The following is a 17776-nucleotide window of genomic DNA, read 5'->3' on the forward strand; positions in this document are numbered from 1 at the left end:
CGAGAATTACCGAGATTGACCGAAGGTGCTCACCGGCCGGGTAGGTGGGAGCCGAACCCGATCCGCAGGGCCGGGCGGAAGGTCTGCTCGACGGTGGCATAGACCGTGCCGACCACCCGGTCGAGCTCGGCCTCGTCGAGCGACGCCACCGGCACCTGCCCCACGAGGTACACGGCGTCCTCGGGCCCGATCGCGAACTGCACGCCGTAGAGCCGGTAGTTCCGCCGGAGCAGGTGCTCGTAGAACCGGGCGTGCTGCTCCATCGGCGCCGGCAGCACGTACGTCTCGTGGTGGAGGGTGCGCTGGCCCAGCGTGAGCCAGATGGTCGAGACGTCCTTCTCCTCGCCCCGGAGCCGCACGTACCAGCGGCGCTCGCCGGGCTCGCCCCGATCGACGGCGGCGACCACCGGGTTGTCGGCCAGCTGCTGGCCCAGCCACGCCGAGATGCGGGCCTCGACGACGTCCAGCTCGGCGGGGCTGGCCGGCTCGGCGCTCATGCCGCCCGGCACTCCACCAGGGCCGCGGTGGTGAGATCGGCGTAGAGGCGCCGCAGGCGGGCGGCGGTGGTGGACCAGGTGTAGCGGCGGGCCCGCACCGCGGCGGTGGCACCCATGGCGGCCGCCACGGCCGGCTCGTCGAGGAGCTCGCCGACGTGGGACGCGAAGACGGCCGGGTCGCGCTCCTCCACCAGGAAGCCGGTGTGGCCGTGATCGACCAGGGTGCGCAACCCGCCCACGGCGGCGGCCACCACGGGGACCCCGCAGGCGGCCGCCTCCAGGGCGACCAGCCCGAACGACTCCGAGCGACTGGGCACGAGCACCACGTCGGCCGAGCGGTAGAACGTCGAGAGCAGGTGGTGGGGCTGCGGCGGCACGAAGCGCACCCGGTCCGCCAGCCCGAGCCCGGCGACCAGGCCGCGCACGCGGTCCTCCTCGGCCCTCCCCTGAGGGCCGCTCGGCCCACCCACCACCAGCAGCACGGCGTCGGTCCGGCCGAGCGCGTCGAGGGCCCGGACCGCCACGTCGAGGCCCTTCAGGGGCTGGATCCGGCCCACGAACAGCAGCACCGGGTGGTCGCCGAGACCGAGGGCGGCACGCGCCCCACGGCGGTCACCGGGCGAGAAGAAGGCATGGTCGACACCCGGGGGCACGATCTCGACCCGGCCGGGCGCCGCCGCGTACAGGCGCTCGAGCTGGGCGGCCTCCTCGGTGCAGCTGGCGAGGATGGCGTCGGCGCAGCCGATCACCTCGGCCTCGGCCCGATCACGACCCTGCGGCTCGGGGTCGCCGGTCTCGGCCTTCACCCGGGCGAGGGTGTGGAACGTGGACACGAGCGGCAGGCCCAGCTCGTGCTTCAGGCGGTGGGCGGCAACGCCCGAGAGCCAGTAGTTGGCGTGGAGGACGTCGACGCCGCCGGTGACCTGCAGGTGGTCGCGCACCCCGTCGGCGAAGCGATCCACCACCGCGGGAGCGCCTCCTTGGGGAGGTCGACGGGGCCGGCCGGCACGTGCACCACCGTGAAGCCAGGCTCGACGGTGACCACGTCGGGCAGATCGTCGCGCCACCGGCGCACATAGACGCTGGAGTCGACCCCGGCCTGCGCCAGTGCGGCCACCAGCTCTCGCACGTACACGTTCATCCCGCCGGCGTCACCCGTGCCCGGTTGGATCAGCGGGGAGGTGTGGAGGGAGAGGACGGCGATGCGGCGCACGGGCGGGTCAACGCCCACCGGCGGGCGGTGATTCCGCCGAGGGGCCCGCACGCTCCGGCTCCGGCTCCAGTTCCGCCTCCAGTTCCGGCTCCGGCTCCGGCTCCGGCTCCGGCGCCGGCTGGTCCGGGGCGTTCTCGAGGCAGAAGGAGCGGTAGACGCGCACCAGCGTGTGCTTCTGGTCGTCGGAGAGCTCGGGGGCGCCCAGGATGTGGTCGACCAGGCTCACCGGCTCGTCACGCGGATCGAGGATGCCGGCCTTGACGTAGAGGCTCTCGGCCGAGATGCGCAGGGCCCGGGCGATCTGCTGGAGGATCTCGGCCGACGGATTGCGGAGGCCCCGCTCGATCTGGCTGAGGTACGGGTTGGACACCCCGGCCATCTCGGAGAGCTTCCGCAGCGACAGGTGACCGAGGTGCCGCTGCTCGCGGATGAACTGCCCCACGTCGTTCCACCGGCTCTCGAGCTCTTCCTTCACGCCCTCAGGGTACGCAACACCCGCGAGCGCGCGGCGTGCGGGCGCGAGCGCGGTCACCCGAGGAGCGAATCGACGGTCGCCTCGCCCGTCCGGTAGCGCCTGGTGAGCTCGGCCTGCAGCGCGTCGACCCGATCGTGGACCGCCCGCCGCCGGCCCGACACGCTCCGCTCCAGCTCCCGGAGATCGCCGAGGACGTGCTCGAGCTCCGGTTCGGACATGTCGGGGAGCTGTCCGGCCACGGCATCGACGATCTCGTCGAGCTCGGCCGTGAACGACGGGTCGTGATCGGGCGGGGCGACCCGCTGCGGCAGGCGGCCCGGGCCGTGAGGCCGTCCACCCTCGCCGAGGGCCTCGGCCAGGCGGCCCACCAGCTCCGAGAGGTCCCCGGGGTCGCCGCCCTCGACGCGGCGCATCCGCTCCGCTTCGAGGATGTCGATGCGCCCGTGGATGAGCCGGCGCACGTACGACAGGGTGTCACCCGCCCGCACGCAGTGCGCCCGCTTCGCCCGCACCTCGTCGAGGGGGCACTCGGCGAGGTGGTCGAGGTAGTCGGGAGCGAGGATCACGTCGATGTCGTCGGCGTGCATGGCACCTCCGGATGAGCCGACCCGGGGCGGGGGCGGGGGCGGGGGCGGGGCCGGAGGCGACCGGTCGGGCCGCCCCCGCCGGCACCGCTACGCCAGGCTGAGTGCCCGGGCCGCCGAGAGGCGGCGGGAGACGTCGGGCCAGTTCACGATGTTCCAGAACGCGGCGACCCAGTCGGGACGGACGTTCTTGTACTGCAGGTAGTAGGCGTGCTCCCAGGCGTCGATCACGAGCAGCGGCACCGAGCCGTTCCCTACGTTGCCGTGGTGGTCGTAGACCTGCTGGACGGTGAGGATCCCGCCGAGCGGCTCCCACGCCAGCACGCCCCAGCCGGACCCTTGGACGAGCGTCGTGGCCTGCGACAGCTGGGCCTTGAAGGCGTCGAAGGAGCCGAACGACTCGTCGATGGCCGCGGCGAGCTCGCCGTCGGGCGTGCCCCCGCCGTCGGGGCTCATGTTCGTCCAGAAGATCGAGTGGAGCACGTGGCCCGACAGGTTGAACGCCAGGGTCTTCTCGAGGCCGACGATCGCGGCGAAGTCGCCCGACGCCCGGGCCGCCTCCAGCTTCTCGAGGGTGGTGTTGGTGCCCGTGACGTACGCGGCGTGGTGCTTGCCGTGGTGGAGCTCGACGATCTGGCCCGAGTAGTGGGGCTCGAGCGCGCCGTAGTCGTACGGGAGGTCGGGCAGCGTGTACTGCGCCATCTCGTCTCCTTCGTGACGGTCGATGATGAGGACCCTGGTCGGAGGCTATCCGGCCACGGCACCGTCCGCGCCGGGCGGTCGCGGCCCGCTCAGTGGCTCCGGACGTACAGATCGACGGCCAGCAGCCACGCCGGCGCCAGCACCAGGAGCGAGTCCAGCCGCCGCAGTGCCGGGGCCCGGCTGGACGGGGTCGGCAGCACCAGCGAGGCGACCCACTGGCCGACCGGCGCCAGCAGGGCGGCCATGCACGCGAAGGCGACGGTGTCGCGCAGCTCGAACGGCGGGATGCCCACCACCGACGTGGCGAAGCCCACCACCAGCACCGCGACCATCCCGACCACCGGCCCCTCGAAGCGGTTCGTGGCGCCCGAGCCGATCAGGAAGTCGCCCGACTCGTAGGCACTCACCAAGAGGACGAGCGTGACCGCGGCGCCGGTGTCGAGGCGGTCGATGAGCACCACCGCCGCCGCGGCCAGGCCCGTCGCCAGCCAGCAGGGCAGCAGCAGACCGGTCACGCCGAGCGCGGCCGGCGCCGGTCGAGCGCTCGCCGCCAGCACCACCGTGGCCACGGCGCCCACGAGCACCACCAGGCCCACGGCCGGGGCGCTCAGCAGCGCGGCCGCGGCCATGGCGGCCGCCAGGGCGCCCGCGGCCAGCCGCAGGGGGCGCCCGGCCAGCGGGGGCCAGGCCCCCGCGGCCTGGGCCCCGGCGCCTGCCGCGGTCACCCCGTAGAGGAGCGCGAGGGCGGGCGGGCCGAGGACGAGCGCGCCGATGACCCCGAGGAACCACAGGACCCCGAGCCGCACGCGCGGTCCGTCGACGTCGTACGGCGGCAGCAGCCGGGCGAGGGGATCGCCGGCACGGCCCGGCGCGGGGGCTGCGCGCGGTACCGGGGCCGCGGCCGGTACCGGGGCCGGGGCCGGGGCCGGGGCCGGCGGGGCGACCCGCCGCCCACCTCGGCCCCGACGCCAGGGTGGCGGCGCGGGGGGAGCGGGCGCCGCCCCCGCCCGCCGAGACCGCTCGGCGGGCCAACGAACTGCCGGGACGGCTCCGGACCGCTGGAGGCCGACCGAGGTGGCGGGCGCGTCGGTCACCCGCCGGCGCGTCGGTGTCGGCGCACCCTCCACCGGCCGCCGGCGCGTCGGCGTCGGCGCACCCTCCACCGGCCGCCGGCGCGTCGGCGTCGGCGCACCCTCCACCGGCCGGCGGCGCGTCGGTGTCGCCGCACCCTCGGGGTCGCGGCGGCGCGGCGCGGGGGGTGCGGTCACCCGCCCGAGACCGGTGGCAGCACCGCCACCTCGTCGCCGTCGCCCACGGGCGTGGCCCCGTCGGCCGGCTCACCGTTGACCCACACACGGCAGAGCCCGAGCACCGCGCCGAAGCCGTCGCCGTAGCGGATCCGCGCCTCGGCCAGCACCTCGTCGACGGTGGCGCCCCCCACGTCGTCACGCGCTCGACCCGCGGCTTCGCGAGCCGACGCGAACAGGCGGAGGACGGCCACGTCGGTCAGCCGGTCACGGCCGCAGGACCGCGAGACCGTTCTTGATGACCACGGCCCCTGCGCTCGACGCCTCGAACGGGTACCGCCCGTCGCCGGCGTCGAACACGGTGGTGACGACGTCGTTCCCGGGGAACACGTTGGCCGCGAACCGCACGGCCAGGCGCGCCAGCCGGCCGGGATCGCCGTCGGCCGTCAGGGTGAGGACGGCCTGGCTGCACATCGCCATGGTGCACAGCCCGTGGGCGATGATCCCGGGCAGCCCGACGCTCCTGGCGACGGCGTCGTCGACGTGGATCGGCATCAGGTCGCCGGAGGCGTCGCGGTAGCGGTACGTCTGGTCGTCGTCGACGTGCACCGCCAGCTCGCCCACGGGATGCGCCCGAGCCGCCTCCGGGAAGGTGTGGTCGGGGGCGTCGGGCCCGCCGCTCTCGCCGTCGGCCATGCCGCGGATGAACATGGTCACGTACTGCTCGAGCACCGGCCGGCCGTCGGGGTCGTCGCTCAGCACGCGGACCGTGAAGCGGGTGCCCGACCCGCCGACGCGCACGCAGTGGGCCTCGGAACGGGTCGTGATGGTGAGGCCCGGCCGCAGCGGCTGGTGGAAGTGCATGTCCTGCTCGCCGTGCACGATGAACATGAGGGCGTCGGTCGGCACGACGTCGGCGACGGCAAGGCCCATGGCTTCCCAGGTGGGGACGACCCCGAACACCGGCGGCGCGTACCGGCCGTCTCGGTAGGCGGGGTTGGGGTCGTTGGTGGCATCGGCGTACGCCGCCACCCGGGCGGCCTCGAGGGTCGCCGTCCGCTCGGCGTACACCGTGCCGAGCTTCTCGATGGGCAGGGCCATGGATGCCTCCTCCTCCGCGCTGGAGCAGATCGAGCCTAGGGGACCGGGCCGGCTGCGGCGACGTGCCCCGGCACGCGGTGCGGCCTCGGGACCCCGCGGCGGTACCGTGCTCGGGATGACCCGCCTGCTGCTCGTGCGTCACGGTCAGTCGGTGTGGAACGCCGACGGTCGCTGGCAGGGCCAGGCCGACCCGCCCCTGTCCCCCCTCGGCGAGGCCCAGGCGCGGGCCGCCGCCCGATCGGTGGGCGAGGTGGACGCCATCGTCGCCTCCGACCTCCGGCGGGCCCGGCGCACCGCCGAGCTGATCGCCGAGGGCCTGGGCGCCGGGCCGGTCGCCGTCGACGTCCGGCTGCGCGAGCGCGACGCCGGGGAGTGGACGGGCTGCACCCGTGACGACATCGAGCTCCGCTGGCCCGGCTGGCTCGAGGCCCACCGCCGCCCCCCCGGGTACGAGCCCGACGAGCACCTCCTCGGGCGGGTGCTCGCTGCGGTGCTCGACGCAGCAGCCGTCCACGCCGGCGGGTCGGTGCTGGTCGTGGCCCACGGGGGTGCGATCCGCACGTTCGAGCACGCCCACGGGGCCGAGCTCGTCTTCCTACCGAACCTGGGGGCGAGGGAGGTCACGGTGGCCGGCGGCACCGTCGCCCTCGGGCCCCGTCGCGACCTGATCGACCACGACGAGGTGGCTGCCGTGTTCGGCGGCGACCAGATCGAGTAGCGCCCCGGCCGGTGCGGGCCGCGCCGGCGGGGCATCATCGCGAGGTCATGGCCGAGATCCTGTCCTTCTTCGATCCCGACGAGACCGAGAGCGCGCCCCACACGTACACGGTCGCCGAGCTCGGGCAGCGGGTCGACGCGGTGCTGCGCGAGGGATTCCACGACCAGGTGTGGGTGCGGGGCGAGGTCCAGGGCCTCTCCCACTCCGCCAACGGCCACGTCTGGCTCACCCTCGTCGAGAAGCACCCGCGGACGGGCGCGGCGTCGGCGCGCCTCGACGTGGTGGCCTGGGCGAGGACGTGGCAGGGCGTGCGCCGCACCCTCCAGCGGGCCGGGCTCGAGCTGCGCGACGGCATCGAGGTCCGCGTCCTCGGCCGGCTCACCTTCTCGCCCCCCCAGGGCCGGCTCCGGCTGCAGCTCGCCGCCATCGACCCGCTCCACACGCTCGGCGCGCTGGCGGCCGAACGCCAGCGGGTGCTCCGCGTGCTGGCCTCGGAGGGGCTCCTCGACCGCAACGGCGCCCTGCCCCTCCCCCCGGTGCCGCTGCGCGTCGGCCTGGTGACCAGCGTCGGGAGCGCGGCCCATCGCGACGTGCTGCACGAGCTGGAGGCGAGCGGCTTCGGCTTCCGCGTCGCGGTCGCCGACGCCCGGGTCCAGGGCGCCGGGGCCGAGCGCGCCGTCTGCGCCGCGCTCGACGCCCTCGTCCGGCGGCCCCTCGACGTCGTGCTGCTCGTGCGCGGCGGTGGTTCGCGCACCGACCTGGGCGCGTTCGACGTGGAGGGCGTCGCCCGGGCCGTCGCCCGGTCGCCGGTCCCCGTGCTCACCGGCATCGGCCACGAGGTGGACACGAGCGTGGCCGACCACGTGGCCCACAGGGCCTTCAAGACGCCGACGGCCTGCGCTGCGTTCCTGGTGGAGCGCGTCCGGGCGTTCCTGGCCGCGGTGGAGACGGCGTGGGCGCAGGTGGCGGCGCGAGCCGCAGCCGGTCTGGACGAGCACGAGGCCCTGCTCGGCCGGGCCGCGCACCGGGTGCGCCGCGAGGGCGTCAGCGGCCTCCGCCACGCCGGGCACCGGGTCGACCAGGCAGGGGGCAGGCTGGTCGGCACGGCCCGCCTCCGCTTCGACTCGGCCGGGCGCCGGCTCCAGCGCCTGACCGACGGCGTGGTGGCGGCACCCGCCCGCCGGCTCGACCGGGCCGAGCTCCTGCTCGACGGGGTCGAGGCCCGGGCCCGGGCGCTCGACCCGGCGCGGGTGCTCGCCCGGGGCTTCTCGATCACCCACTCGGCCGGCGGGCGGCTCGTGCGGAGCCCGGCCGACGCGCCGGTCGGCACCGAGCTGGTGAGCACCCTCGCCGACGGCGAGGTCCGCAGTACGGTCACCGACCGATGAGCGCCCCCGACCCGACCGGTCCCGGATCCCCCACCGACGAGCCGGGCTACGCCGACGCGCTCGCCGAGCTGGAGGCGATCCTCGCGGGCCTCGAGCGTGACGACGCCGACGTCGACCTGCTCGCCTCGCGCGTCCGGCGCGCCGCCGAGCTGATCCGGATCTGCCGGGCCCGCATCGCCGACGCGCGGCTCGAGGTGGAGCAGATCGTCGTGGGCCTCGACGACGACGCGTCCTGACGGCCCGGCGCCTCCGCTACCAGCCGTCGACCAGCGGGAGCAGCTCGGGAAGCGCCGCGATCACGGCGTCGGGCTCCACCGGGTGCCCCGGCACGAGGGGGTTCGGGCGGTGGACGCCCCGCATCCCGACGGCCTGCGCGCCGGAGACGTCGTCGAGCAGCCGGTCTCCCACGAACACCGCTCGGCCCGGGTCGTCCACGCCCAGCGCCTCGAGAGCCGCGAGGAACACGCTCGGATCGGGCTTCAGGTACGGGAGCTCGCTGGTGTAGAGCCGGGCATCGATGAGCCCGGCGAGGCCGTCGCGCTCCAGGAAGTGCTCGTGGAAGTGCCGGGGCCAGTGGGTGTTGGAGAGCAGGCCCACCCGCAGCCCGCGAGCACGGAGCGCCGACAGGGTGGGCGCGGCATCGGGGTCGTGACGGATGTGGGGGGTCCACGCGTCGAGGTGGCGCAGCGCGGCCTCCTCCATCACCGCCTCGCCGACGTCGAGGCCGAGCTCGTCGGATGCCTCCGCGACCAGGTCGGCCAGGGTGCCGCTGCGCCGGGTGGAGACCGTCCGGGCCCAGAACCGCTCCTCGACCTGCGTGAGCCGATCGGCGATCTCGTCTTCGCGGTCCGGGTCGAGGTGCCGGGCCGCCAGCCGCCACACGTCGATCATCTCCACGCTCACGAACTCCGAGAGGGTGCCGCCCCAGTCGAAGATCACGGCGTCGACGGCCATCGGGTACGACCCTACCGGCGCCCCCGCGGGGTCCGATGGCCGGTCGCTCCCCCTAGGCTGGGGGATGCCTATGGACGGAGCCGTCTCCCCTCCGCCGTCCCTCGTCGAGATCGCCGATCGCGTCGAGGCCCGCCTCCGTTGCTTCCTCGAGCAGGAGCGGGGGCGGTGGTCCGCGATCGATCCCGAGCTCGGGCCGGCGTTCTCGAGCCTGGAGAGGCTGGTGCTCGGAGGCGGCAAGCGGCTCCGGCCGGCGTTCTGCCACTGGGCCTTCGTCGGGGCCGGCGGCGACCCCGACGACCACCGGGTGGTCGATGCCGGTGCCGCCTTCGAGCTGCTCCACGCCTTCGCGCTGTTCCACGACGACGTGATGGACGGGTCGCCCACCCGGCGGGGCGCCCGCACCACCCACCTCGAGTTCGCGGCCCACCACGCGCTCAGCGGCTGGCGGGGCGAGGCCCGCCGGTTCGGGGAGGGGGTGGCGATCCTGGTCGGCGACCTGGCGTTCGTGTACGCCGACCTGCTGCTCGTCGAGGCGCCCAGGCCGGCGATCGACGTGTGGAACGAGCTGCGGGTGGAGCTCAACGTCGGCCAGTACCTCGACGTGGTGGGCACGGCCAAGGGCCACCCCACCGAGGCCCAGGCCCTGCGCATCGCCCGGTACAAGTCGGGGAAGTACACGGTGGAGCGGCCCCTCCACCTCGGCGCCGCCCTCGCCGGCCGCCTCGACGACCTCGTCGCGCCGCTGTCGGCCTACGGCCTCCCTCTCGGCGACGCGTTCCAGCTCCGCGACGACGTCCTCGGCGCCTTCGGCGACGCCGCCACCACCGGCAAGCCGGTGGGCGACGACCTCCGCGAGGGCAAGCCCACGCCCCTCCTCGCCATCGCCAGCAGCCGGGCCGGCACCGCCGCGACCCCCCTGCTCGATCGGGTGGGCGCCCCCGACCTGGCCGACGACGAGGTGACCGCGCTGCAGGCCCTGCTGGTCGACACCGGCGCGGTCGCCGAGGTCGAGGCCACGGTCGAGTCGCTCACCGGCGAGGCCATCGCCGCTCTCGAGCGGGCCGACCTCACCGCCGACGCCAAGGAGGCGCTCGTCCAGCTCGCCGTCTACGTCGCGCGTCGCGACCGCTAGCGGCAGGCCGGCGCGATGCACGTGGTGGTCGTCGGTGCGGGGCTCGGCGGCCTGTCCGCCGCCTGCCACCTCGCCGGGCGGGGCCACGACGTCACGGTGGTGGAGCGGGCGGACGGCCCGGGAGGCCGGTGCGGCATCCTCGAGCGCGGCGGCTTCCGGTTCGACACCGGGGCGACGGTGCTCACCATGCCCGGGCTCATCCGCGGGGTCTTCGAGGCGGCGGGGGCGGAGATGGGCGACCACCTCACGGTCAAGCCCGTCGACCCCATGTACCGAGCCACCTACCAGGACGGATCCGTCCTCCGGGTGTGGCACGGCCGGGAGCGCATGGCCTCCGAGATCCGCGAGGTGTGCGGGCCGGCCGAGACCGCCGCGTTCCACCGCTTCGCCGACTGGCTGGCCGAGCTGTACCGGCTCGAGATGCCGAGCTTCATCGACGTCAACTTCGACTCGCCCCTCGATCTGCTCCGGCCCCTCGGTCCTGCGCTGCGGCTGGTGCGCGCCGGCGGGTTCCGCAGGCTCAACCGGGTGGTCGCCTCGTACTTCGCCGACCAGCGGCTGCAGCAGATCTTCGGCTTCCAGTCCATGTACGCCGGCCTCGCCCCCTACGAGGCGCTCGCCATCTACTGCGTCATCACGTACATGGACTCGATCGAGGGCGTGTTCGTCCCGGAGGGCGGCATGCACGCCCTGCCCCGCGGGCTCGCCGGCGCGGCCGGCGCCGCCGGCGCCCAGCTGCGCTACGGCACGACGGTCACCCGGATCCTCCGGGCGTCGGGCACGACCGGCCCGGTCACGGGCGTCGAGCTCGACACCGGCGAGGTGGTCGCGGCCGACGCGGTGGTGTGCAACCCCGACCTGCCGGTGGCCTACCGCACGCTGCTCGGCGGCCTCGACGCTCCCAGGGCGGCCCGCCGCGGGCACTACTCGCCGTCGTGCGTGGTCTGGCATGCAGGGGTGGCGGGGTCCCCGCCCGTCGACGCGGCCCACCACAACATCCACTTCGGGGGGGACTGGGACGGCGCCTTCCGGGCGCTCCTCCGCGACGGCACCCGCATGCCCGACCCGTCGATCCTCGTGACCCTCCACTCGCTCGACGAGCCGTCGCTCGCCCCACCGGGGTGCTCGACGCTCTACGTGCTGGAGCCGGTGCCGAACCTCGACGGCCGGATCGATTGGCGCCGGGAGCGCGGCCGCGTGCGCGACGAGCTGGCCGCCCGCGTGTCGTCGCTCGGCTACCCGGTCGACGTCCGGGTGGAGGAGCTGGTCGACCCGCTCGACTGGGAGCGCCAGGGCATGGAGCGCGGTACCCCGTTCGCGCTGTCGCACCGGTTCCTGCAGACGGGGCCGTTCCGGCCCGCCAACGTCGATCGGCGGGTCCCCGGCCTGGTGTTCGTGGGCTCGGGTACGGTGCCGGGCGTGGGTGTGCCGATGGTGCTGGTGTCGGGGAGGCTCGCCGCCGACCGGGTCGAGCAGGCGGCGGGAGGACGGCGGCGCGCGTGAGCGTCACCCTCGAACAGAGCTACGAGCTGTGCCGGCGGCTGAACCAGCGGTACGGCACGACCTACTACTGGTCGACGTACCTCCTCCCCCGGGTCAAGCGCCACCACGTGCACGCGCTCTACGGCTTCTGCCGCCACGCCGACGACATCGTCGACGACCTCGGTCCCGCCAGCACCGAGGCGAGGGCCCGGGCCCTCGCCGACTTCGGCGACCGCTTCTTCGCCGACCTCGACGCCGGTCGCTCCGACGACCCGGTGCTCAAAGCAGTGGTGCACACGGTCCGGGCCTTCGGCATCGACCCCGGGTGCTTCCGCCGCTTCCTGCGGTCGATGACGATGGATCTCACGGTCGAGACCTACGGGACCTACCAGGACCTGCTCGACTACATGGACGGCTCGGCCGCGGTCATCGGCGAGATGATGCTGCCGATCCTCGAGCCCGACGACCTGGCCGCGGCGCTCCCCCACGCCCGCGACCTGGGCAACGCCTTCCAGCTCACCAACTTCCTGCGTGACGTGGCCGAGGATCTGGACCGCGGTCGGGTGTACCTGCCGCAGGTCGACCTCCACCACTTCGGGGCCGACCCGTGGGCTCGCCGGGTCACCCCCGAGTGGGTCGACCTGATGCGCTTCGAGATCGCTCGGACCCGCGACCTCTACGCCTCCGCCGACCTCGGCGTGCCCCTGCTACCGCCCACGTCCGGCCGCACGATCCGAGCCGCCCGGGTGCTCTACAGCCGGATCCTCGACCACATCGAGACGAACGGCTACGACGTGTTCACCCGCCGGGCCCGCGTGCCGACGTGGCAGAAGGCGGTGCTGGTCGGGCGGGTGATGCTGGCCAGGGGTCGCGCCGCGCCGTGAGCGCGGTCGTGACCGGCGGCGGGGCCGCGGCGGCACGGGGGCTGGCGGGCGTCTCGCTGGCCGTGGCCGCGGCGTCCATGGTCGCCACGCCCCTCCGGCGACGGGGGCGACGGGGCCCGCTCGCCGACGCGGTGGTGGCAGGGCTGGCCGGCACCAGCCTGGGCCTGGCCGCCGAGCGGTGGGGCTGGCCCCGCGCCGGCACCGCCGCCGGCGGGGTCGCCCTGGCCACCCTGGCGGTCGAGGTGGTGGGCAGCCGCACCGGCGTGCCCTTCGGGAGGTACGGCTACACCGGCGAGCTGCGGCCCACCGTCGGCGGCGTGCCCGCCGTCGTGCCGCTCGCGTGGTTCGCCCTCGGCCTCCCGGCCCGCGACGTCGGTGCCCGGCTGGCCCCCCGCTCGGCCGCGGGGCGCGTGGTGCTGGGGGCCGCCGCGCTCACCGCGTGGGACCTCTTCCTCGACCCCCAGATGACCGCCGAGCGCTACTGGGTGTGGCCGGGCGGCGGGCCCTACCGCGACATCCCGCTGTCGAACTACGCCGGCTGGCTGGCGGTGTCGGCGGGGGTGATGGCGCTGCTCGACCGTCTCCTCCCCACCGACGGCTCGCCGCCCGACGACCGCCTGCTCGGCCTCTACACGTGGATGGCGGCGATGTCGACGCTCGGGTTCGCGGTGTTCTTCCGCGATCCCCTGGTGGCGGCGGTGGGGGGGCTGGGCATGGGCGTGCCCGCGGCGCTGGCCTGGAACCGCCGTCGGCGGTCCGCCCGTGGCTGACGTCGCGGTCGTCGGGGGTGGCGTCGGAGGGCTGGCCGCCGCGATCCGCCTGGCCGCCGCCGGCCACGACGTGACCCTGCTGGAGCGGAACGCCGAGCTGGGGGGCAAGCTCACCGTCCGGTCACGGGACGGGTTCACCTTCGAGACCGGGCCGTCGCTGCTCACCCTTCCCCGGGTGTTCGACGACCTGTTCCGGGTGGCGGGGACGTCGCTGCCGCAGGAGGTCGACCTGGTCCGGCTCGACCCGGCCTGCCGGTACCGCTTCGCCGACGGATCCGGCTTCGACACCCACGATCGCGTCGACGACACGGTGGCGTCGCTCGAGGCCATGTCGCCGGGGTCGGGTGCCGAGTACCGGGCGTTCCTCGACCACGGCCGGCGCGTCTGGGAGGTGGCCGAGCGCTCGTTCTTCGCCGGTCCCATCGAGTCCCCGCTCCGGCTGGTCCGCCGGATGCGCTCGCCGCTCGACCTGCTCGCCATCGACCCGCTCCGCACCCTCGCGGGGCGGGCCGCGGCCTCGTTCACCGACCCCCGCCTGCGGCGCTTCGTCGGCCGCTACGCCACCTACTCGGGGTCGTCGCCCTTCCTCGCCCCGGCCACGCTGGCCTGCATCCCCTGGATCGAGGCGTCGCTGGGCGCGTGGTACCCGCGCGGCGGCCTCGGGACGCTCCGGGACGCCCTCGCCGGCACCGCCCGCACGCTCGGCGTCCACGTCGCCACCGGCGCCGAGGTGGTCGAGGTGCTCGCCGACGACCGGGCGGTGCGAGGGGTGCGGCGCGCCGACGGCGAGATCGTCGAGGCCGGCGTGGTCGTGGCCGACGTCGACGCCCTGCACCTCTACGGCGACCTGCTCGACGACCGGGGCGCGCTGCGGCAGGCCCGCCGGGCGCCGCGATCGTCGTCTGGCTTCGTGCTGCTGCTCGGGGTGGAGGGCGCGACGCCGATGCTGGCGCACCACAACGTGGCCTTCTCGGCCGACGAGCGGGCCGAGTTCGGAGCCCTGTTCGGCCCGCGCCGCCAGCCGGTCGCCGACCCCACGGTGTACGTGTGCTGCTCTGCCCGCACCGACGCGTCCCAGGCGCCCGCCGGGTGCGAGAACTGGTTCGTGCTGGTGAACACGCCCGAGGGCCGGGGCGTCGACTGGTCGAGGCACGCCAGCGGCTACCGCGACCACCTGCTGGAGGTGCTGGCCCACCGGGGGTGGGACCTGGCCGGGCGGGTGCGGTTCTGCGAGGTTGTCACACCGCTCGACATCGAGGCCCGGTACCGGTCACCGGGTGGCTCGATCTACGGCACGTCGTCGAACGGCCGGCGGGCCGCCTTCCTGCGGCCCGCCAATCGCGGTCCCCGCCGGGGGCTCTACCTGGTGGGCGGCTCGAGCCACCCCGGCGGCGGCCTTCCCCTGGTGGCCATGAGCGGGGCGATCGTGGCCGGCATGGTCGCCGAGGACCTGGCCAGGTGAACCGCGTCGCGCGCCGCTTCGTCCACCGGGTCGGCGCCGGGATGCGGCCGGCGTCGGTGGCCGGGGCTGCCTTCGACGCCCTCCGCGTGGCCGCCGCGCTCGCCGTCCTGGCCCGGTTCCTGCGGGGCGCCCGGCGCCTCGCCCCCGTGCGACCCGACGACCGGCGGCTGGACGAGACGGTCTCGGTGGTCATCCCGGCGCGCGACGAGGTGGAGCGGCTGGCGCCCTGCCTCGATGCCCTGCGGGGCGACCCCCAGGTGCACGAGGTGCTGGTGGTCGACGACGAGTCCACCGACGGCACCGCCGACCTGGCCCGCCGACAGGGGGCGACGGTGGTGCCCGGGCGGCCGCTCCCGCCCGGCTGGGTCGGCAAGCCGTGGGCGCTCGAGCAGGGCCTCCGGGAGGCCAGCGGCGAGTGGGTCCTCACCCTCGACGCCGACACCGTGCCCGTCCCCGGCCTGGTGGGCGCCCTGGTGGGGGCGGCCGAGCGCCACGGCTACGACGTGCTCACCGTCGGCGGGCGGTTCGTGTGCGAGACGGCCGGCGAGCGCTTCCTCCACCCGGCCATGCTCACGACCCTGCTGTACCGCTTCGGCCCTCCCGGCGCCCGCCGGACCCGGCCGCCGGCCCGCACCATCGCCAACGGCCAGTGCCTGCTGGCCCGGCGGGCCGACCTGCTCGCCGCCGGCGGCTTCGGCCTCGCCGCCGGCAACCTCACCGACGACATCGCCCTGGCCCGGCGGCTGGCCGAGCGAGGTCGGCGCGTCGGCTTCCTGGACGGCACCCGGGTCGTCGAGGTTCGCATGCACGAGTCGCTGGGCGAGGTGTGGCGCCACTGGGGGCGCTCGCTCCCGATGCCCGACGCCACCCCACCCGGCTGGGCCGTGGCCGACCTCGGCGTGGTGTGGCTCGCCCAGGCCCTCCCGATGCTGCGGGTCCTCACCGGCCGGGCCGACCCCCTCGACGTGGGCCTCCTCGCCCTGCGGGCCGGTGCCCTGGTGGCGCTGGCCGGCGCGTACCGACGGCGCGGGCCCTGGTACTGGCTGTCGCCCCTGGCCGACCCGGCGGTGGCGGCGCGCTACACCCACGCGACCCTGTTCCCGGGGCGCACCTGGCGGGGCCGCACCTACGGGCGCGGCCGGGCGGCCGACCCGGTCAGCCCGCCGCTGGAGGAGCGGCCGGGCCCGGGCGGCGGGCCCGCTCCTCCAGCCAGGCCTGGCCGAAGCGCAACCCGATGATGGCCATGAGCACCCCCGTGGCCGCCACCTCCGCCCGGGGAGCCATGAAGGCCAGCAGCACCGGGAAGCCGAACACGCCCACGCGGGCGCCGTAAGCGAACGACCCCGTCGCCAGCCAGGTGGCCACGCACACGGTGATCGCGATGAGCGCCGTCCACGGCGCCAGCACCACCATGCCCCCGACGAAGGTGAGGATCGAGCGCCCCCCGCGGAACTGGGCGAACACCGGCCAGGCGTGGCCGATCATGGCCGCCCCGACGCACGCGTAGCCGACCCACCAGGGCCCACCCGCCCACAGCCCCAGGGCGGCCGCGGCCGCCCCCTTGGCCACGTCGCCCGCGAACACCGGGACCGACGCTCGGGCCCCGAGATGGCCCTTCACGTTCCAGTAGCCGGGGTTGCGGTCGCCGACGCCCCTGGGGTCGACCCCGTGGAGGCGGCCGACGAGCACGGCGACGGGGATCGAGCCCAGCAGGTACGACGCCGCCACGGCGAGGACCCCCCACGCGTTCATCGCCGGGCCCGCCCGCTAGCGTCGGCATCGCCGTGGCGCCCATCGTGTCGTTCCACCTCACCCGCTACCCGCCCGGCCGGCCGGCGCTGGCGGCCATGGCCCGCATGGCCCTCGACCGCCCCGTGCTGGCCCGCACCGCGGGGTTGCGCTTCGCCCGCCTCCTCGGCACCGGCCGGGGCCAGTCGACCGCCCCGGGGGCGGACCTCTGCCGCTGGGCGCTGCTGGCGGCGTGGGACAGCGAGGATGCGCTCGACGGCTTCCTGGCCGGCTCGCCCGTGGCGGCCCGCTGGGCCGACCACGGCCGGGAGACCTGGACGGTGCGGCTGCGCACGATCAGCGCCCACGGCACGTGGAGCGGCCGCCGGCCGTTCGCCCCCGCCCCCGCCCCCGCCCCCGCCCCCGCCTCCGGCTCCGGCTCCGGGCCGGTGGCCGTGCTCACCCGCGCCACGGTGCGGCCCCGGCACTGGCGGGCGTTCCGCGCCGCCGTGGCCCCGGTCGACGCCCGCCTCGGGGCGCAACCCGGGCGGCTCGCGTCGGTCGGGATCGGCGAGTGGCCGGTGGGCCTCCAGGCCACGTTCAGCCTGTGGGCCGGCGCCGCCGACGTCCGGGCTTTCGCCTACGCCGACCCGCTCCACCGCGACGTGATCCGGCGCACCCGCACCGAGGGGTGGTACCGCAGCGAGCTGTTCGCCCGCTTCCGCCCGCTGGCCGCCAACGGCACGTGGGACGGGCGCGACCCCCTCGCCGGCCTGCTCACCGGCGGCGCTCACCCCGACGAGCCGTAGCAGGCCAGCGCCTCGGCGAGCGTGCACTCCTGGACCCCGGGCTCGGACGCCACCGCGGCCAGCCACGGCGGCCGGTTCACCGAGCACACCGAGATCGGCGCGTCGAGCCCGGACAGCTGGGCCGCCTGGCGGGCGAAGCTGGTGGCGTAGTCGGGCGGGCGGACGTCGCGGGAGAGCTCGGCCAGCGCGAACGGATCGGGCGGGACGACCGGGCTGGGCCCCACGGCCGCGACCGAGGGCGTCGACGCGGTGGCGCCGCCGCCGGAGAGACCGGGCCCGTCGGAGAGGATCGCTCCCCGCACCAGGTGCGGGCGGGCCCCGGCGATCAGCAGGGCCACGTAGGCGCCGAGGCCCCGCCCGAACACCGTGGCCGGGCCGAGGTGCGCCAGGGCGGTGTCGGCATCGCCCATCAGCACCTCGCAGGTGTAGCCCCCGCCGGCCGGCACGCTCGAGGCGCCGTGGCCGGTGAGATCCAGGGCGTGGACCGACCCCGGCCACGCGGCCAGGTGGTCGGGCAGCGCGCCGGGCGACCGCTCGCCCAGGCCGTGCAGGTGCAACAGGACGGGGCCGGGGCCACCACGCAGCTCGTGCAGGGCGAGGCGCACGCGCACGTGCTCCAGGTACGTCACC

Annotated in this window: 20 protein-coding genes and 1 pseudogene; 10 read left to right on the forward strand and 11 right to left on the reverse strand. The window is 75.8% G+C overall.

What is annotated here, in order from left to right:
* Positions 1–29: 29 nt before the first annotated feature.
* The 8 genes and pseudogenes from IPM45_09100 to IPM45_09135 all read right to left on the reverse strand — a co-directional run bounded on the left by IPM45_09100 (position 30) and on the right by IPM45_09135 (position 5819).
* On the reverse strand, positions 30–497 hold the full coding sequence (locus tag IPM45_09100) for a YbjN domain-containing protein (GenBank protein MBK9179710.1): 468 nt from the start codon (positions 495–497) through the stop codon (positions 30–32).
* Positions 494–1638, reverse strand: a pseudogene (locus IPM45_09105) (glycosyltransferase). The gene IPM45_09100 and the pseudogene IPM45_09105 overlap by 4 nt, the downstream one beginning before the upstream one ends.
* 79 nt (positions 1639–1717) lie before the next feature.
* Positions 1718–2152: a helix-turn-helix transcriptional regulator gene (locus IPM45_09110; GenBank protein ID MBK9179711.1), complete on the reverse strand. Its 435-nt coding sequence runs from the start codon at positions 2150–2152 to the stop codon at positions 1718–1720.
* An 86-nt stretch (positions 2153–2238) separates the two neighbouring features.
* A complete protein-coding gene (locus IPM45_09115) occupies positions 2239–2772 on the reverse strand; it encodes an aerial mycelium formation protein (protein ID MBK9179712.1) in 534 nt (177 codons plus the stop codon).
* Positions 2773–2859: 87 nt separating this feature from the next.
* The gene (locus IPM45_09120) at positions 2860–3471 is read right to left on the reverse strand and encodes a superoxide dismutase (protein ID MBK9179713.1); all 612 of its coding nucleotides are present in this window, start codon (positions 3469–3471) and stop codon (positions 2860–2862) included.
* A gap of 89 nt (positions 3472–3560) precedes the next feature.
* Positions 3561–4277: a hypothetical protein gene (locus IPM45_09125; protein MBK9179714.1), complete on the reverse strand. Its 717-nt coding sequence runs from the start codon at positions 4275–4277 to the stop codon at positions 3561–3563.
* 458 nt (positions 4278–4735) lie between these two features.
* On the reverse strand, positions 4736–4972 hold the full coding sequence (locus IPM45_09130) for a MoaD/ThiS family protein (GenBank protein ID MBK9179715.1): 237 nt from the start codon (positions 4970–4972) through the stop codon (positions 4736–4738).
* Positions 4973–4985: 13 nt separating this feature from the next.
* Entirely contained in the window at positions 4986–5819 is an 834-nt protein-coding gene (locus tag IPM45_09135; GenBank protein MBK9179716.1) for a MaoC family dehydratase N-terminal domain-containing protein, read from the reverse strand.
* Between the two features lie 115 nt (positions 5820–5934).
* On the opposite strand from IPM45_09135, the gene IPM45_09140 reads away from it, so the two are divergent.
* Genes IPM45_09140 through xseB form a run of 3 tightly spaced genes read left to right on the forward strand, consistent with a single transcriptional unit; the run spans position 5935 to position 8161 of the window.
* Positions 5935–6537 carry a histidine phosphatase family protein gene (locus IPM45_09140; GenBank protein MBK9179717.1) on the forward strand — a complete coding sequence of 201 codons (603 nt, stop codon included), beginning with the start codon at positions 5935–5937 and terminating at the stop codon, positions 6535–6537.
* A 47-nt stretch (positions 6538–6584) separates the two neighbouring features.
* Positions 6585–7925, forward strand: coding sequence for an exodeoxyribonuclease VII large subunit (gene xseA / locus IPM45_09145; GenBank protein MBK9179718.1), 1341 nt, complete (start codon positions 6585–6587; stop codon positions 7923–7925).
* A complete protein-coding gene (xseB, locus tag IPM45_09150; GenBank protein MBK9179719.1) occupies positions 7922–8161 on the forward strand; it encodes an exodeoxyribonuclease VII small subunit in 240 nt (79 codons plus the stop codon). Before xseA ends, xseB begins: the two co-directional genes overlap by 4 nt.
* 16 nt (positions 8162–8177) lie before the next feature.
* Here the strand turns inward: xseB and IPM45_09155 are convergent, their stop codons facing one another.
* Complete coding sequence (locus IPM45_09155; GenBank protein MBK9179720.1) at positions 8178–8879, reverse strand: HAD family hydrolase; 702 nt, start codon at positions 8877–8879, stop codon at positions 8178–8180.
* Between the two features lie 70 nt (positions 8880–8949).
* Here IPM45_09155 and IPM45_09160 point away from each other — a divergent pair, with 70 nt between their 5' ends.
* The 6 genes from IPM45_09160 to IPM45_09185 are packed head-to-tail and all read left to right on the forward strand — an operon-like array spanning position 8950 to position 15847.
* Positions 8950–10011 (forward strand): polyprenyl synthetase family protein, encoded by a 1062-nt coding sequence (locus IPM45_09160; protein MBK9179721.1) that lies wholly within the window; start codon positions 8950–8952, stop codon positions 10009–10011.
* A gap of 15 nt (positions 10012–10026) precedes the next feature.
* On the forward strand, positions 10027–11514 hold the full coding sequence (crtI, locus tag IPM45_09165) for a phytoene desaturase (protein ID MBK9179722.1): 1488 nt from the start codon (positions 10027–10029) through the stop codon (positions 11512–11514).
* Complete coding sequence (locus IPM45_09170) at positions 11511–12377, forward strand: phytoene/squalene synthase family protein (protein MBK9179723.1); 867 nt, start codon at positions 11511–11513, stop codon at positions 12375–12377. The genes crtI (IPM45_09165) and IPM45_09170 overlap by 4 nt, the downstream gene beginning before the upstream one ends.
* Positions 12374–13147 carry a carotenoid biosynthesis protein gene (locus tag IPM45_09175; GenBank protein MBK9179724.1) on the forward strand — a complete coding sequence of 258 codons (774 nt, stop codon included), beginning with the start codon at positions 12374–12376 and terminating at the stop codon, positions 13145–13147. Before IPM45_09170 ends, IPM45_09175 begins: the two co-directional genes overlap by 4 nt.
* Positions 13140–14609, forward strand: coding sequence for a phytoene desaturase (gene crtI, locus IPM45_09180; protein ID MBK9179725.1), 1470 nt, complete (start codon positions 13140–13142; stop codon positions 14607–14609). The genes IPM45_09175 and crtI (IPM45_09180) overlap by 8 nt, the downstream gene beginning before the upstream one ends.
* A gap of 41 nt (positions 14610–14650) precedes the next feature.
* Positions 14651–15847: a glycosyltransferase gene (locus IPM45_09185; protein ID MBK9179726.1), complete on the forward strand. Its 1197-nt coding sequence runs from the start codon at positions 14651–14653 to the stop codon at positions 15845–15847.
* On the opposite strand, the gene IPM45_09190 is transcribed toward IPM45_09185, so the two are convergent.
* Complete coding sequence (locus IPM45_09190) at positions 15765–16361, reverse strand: glycerol-3-phosphate acyltransferase (protein ID MBK9179727.1); 597 nt, start codon at positions 16359–16361, stop codon at positions 15765–15767. The genes IPM45_09185 and IPM45_09190 overlap by 83 nt on opposite strands.
* A 95-nt stretch (positions 16362–16456) precedes the next feature.
* On the opposite strand from IPM45_09190, the gene IPM45_09195 reads away from it, so the two are divergent.
* On the forward strand, positions 16457–17146 hold the full coding sequence (locus IPM45_09195; GenBank protein ID MBK9179728.1) for a spheroidene monooxygenase: 690 nt from the start codon (positions 16457–16459) through the stop codon (positions 17144–17146).
* On the opposite strand, the gene IPM45_09200 is transcribed toward IPM45_09195, so the two are convergent.
* Positions 17128–17775, reverse strand: coding sequence for an alpha/beta hydrolase (locus IPM45_09200; GenBank protein MBK9179729.1), 648 nt, complete (start codon positions 17773–17775; stop codon positions 17128–17130). The two genes, IPM45_09195 and IPM45_09200, sit on opposite strands and share 19 nt — an antisense overlap.
* Position 17776 lies beyond the last annotated feature (1 nt).

The sequence above is a fragment of the Acidimicrobiales bacterium genome (assembly GCA_016716005.1).
GTDB lineage: Bacteria > Actinomycetota > Acidimicrobiia > Acidimicrobiales > JADJXE01 > JADJXE01.

Bases quoted from the DNA above. Each gene is read 5' to 3' on its own strand.
- IPM45_09100 (MBK9179710.1), bottom strand. From the start codon at position 497: ATGAGCGCCGAGCCGGCCAGCCCCGCCGAGCTGGACGTCGTCGAGGCC.
- IPM45_09115 (MBK9179712.1), bottom strand. From the start codon at position 2,772: ATGCACGCCGACGACATCGACGTGATCCTCGCTCCCGACTACCTCGAC.
- IPM45_09120 (MBK9179713.1), bottom strand. From the start codon at position 3,471: ATGGCGCAGTACACGCTGCCCGACCTCCCGTACGACTACGGCGCGCTC.
- IPM45_09135 (MBK9179716.1), bottom strand. From the start codon at position 5,819: ATGGCCCTGCCCATCGAGAAGCTCGGCACGGTGTACGCCGAGCGGACG.
- IPM45_09140 (MBK9179717.1), top strand. From the start codon at position 5,935: ATGACCCGCCTGCTGCTCGTGCGTCACGGTCAGTCGGTGTGGAACGCC.
- xseA (MBK9179718.1), top strand. From the start codon at position 6,585: ATGGCCGAGATCCTGTCCTTCTTCGATCCCGACGAGACCGAGAGCGCG.
- xseB (MBK9179719.1), top strand. From the start codon at position 7,922: ATGAGCGCCCCCGACCCGACCGGTCCCGGATCCCCCACCGACGAGCCG.
- IPM45_09155 (MBK9179720.1), bottom strand. From the start codon at position 8,879: ATGGCCGTCGACGCCGTGATCTTCGACTGGGGCGGCACCCTCTCGGAG.
- IPM45_09160 (MBK9179721.1), top strand. From the start codon at position 8,950: ATGGACGGAGCCGTCTCCCCTCCGCCGTCCCTCGTCGAGATCGCCGAT.
- crtI (MBK9179722.1), top strand. From the start codon at position 10,027: ATGCACGTGGTGGTCGTCGGTGCGGGGCTCGGCGGCCTGTCCGCCGCC.
- IPM45_09185 (MBK9179726.1), top strand. From the start codon at position 14,651: ATGCGGCCGGCGTCGGTGGCCGGGGCTGCCTTCGACGCCCTCCGCGTG.
- IPM45_09190 (MBK9179727.1), bottom strand. From the start codon at position 16,361: ATGAACGCGTGGGGGGTCCTCGCCGTGGCGGCGTCGTACCTGCTGGGC.
- IPM45_09195 (MBK9179728.1), top strand. From the start codon at position 16,457: ATGGCCCGCATGGCCCTCGACCGCCCCGTGCTGGCCCGCACCGCGGGG.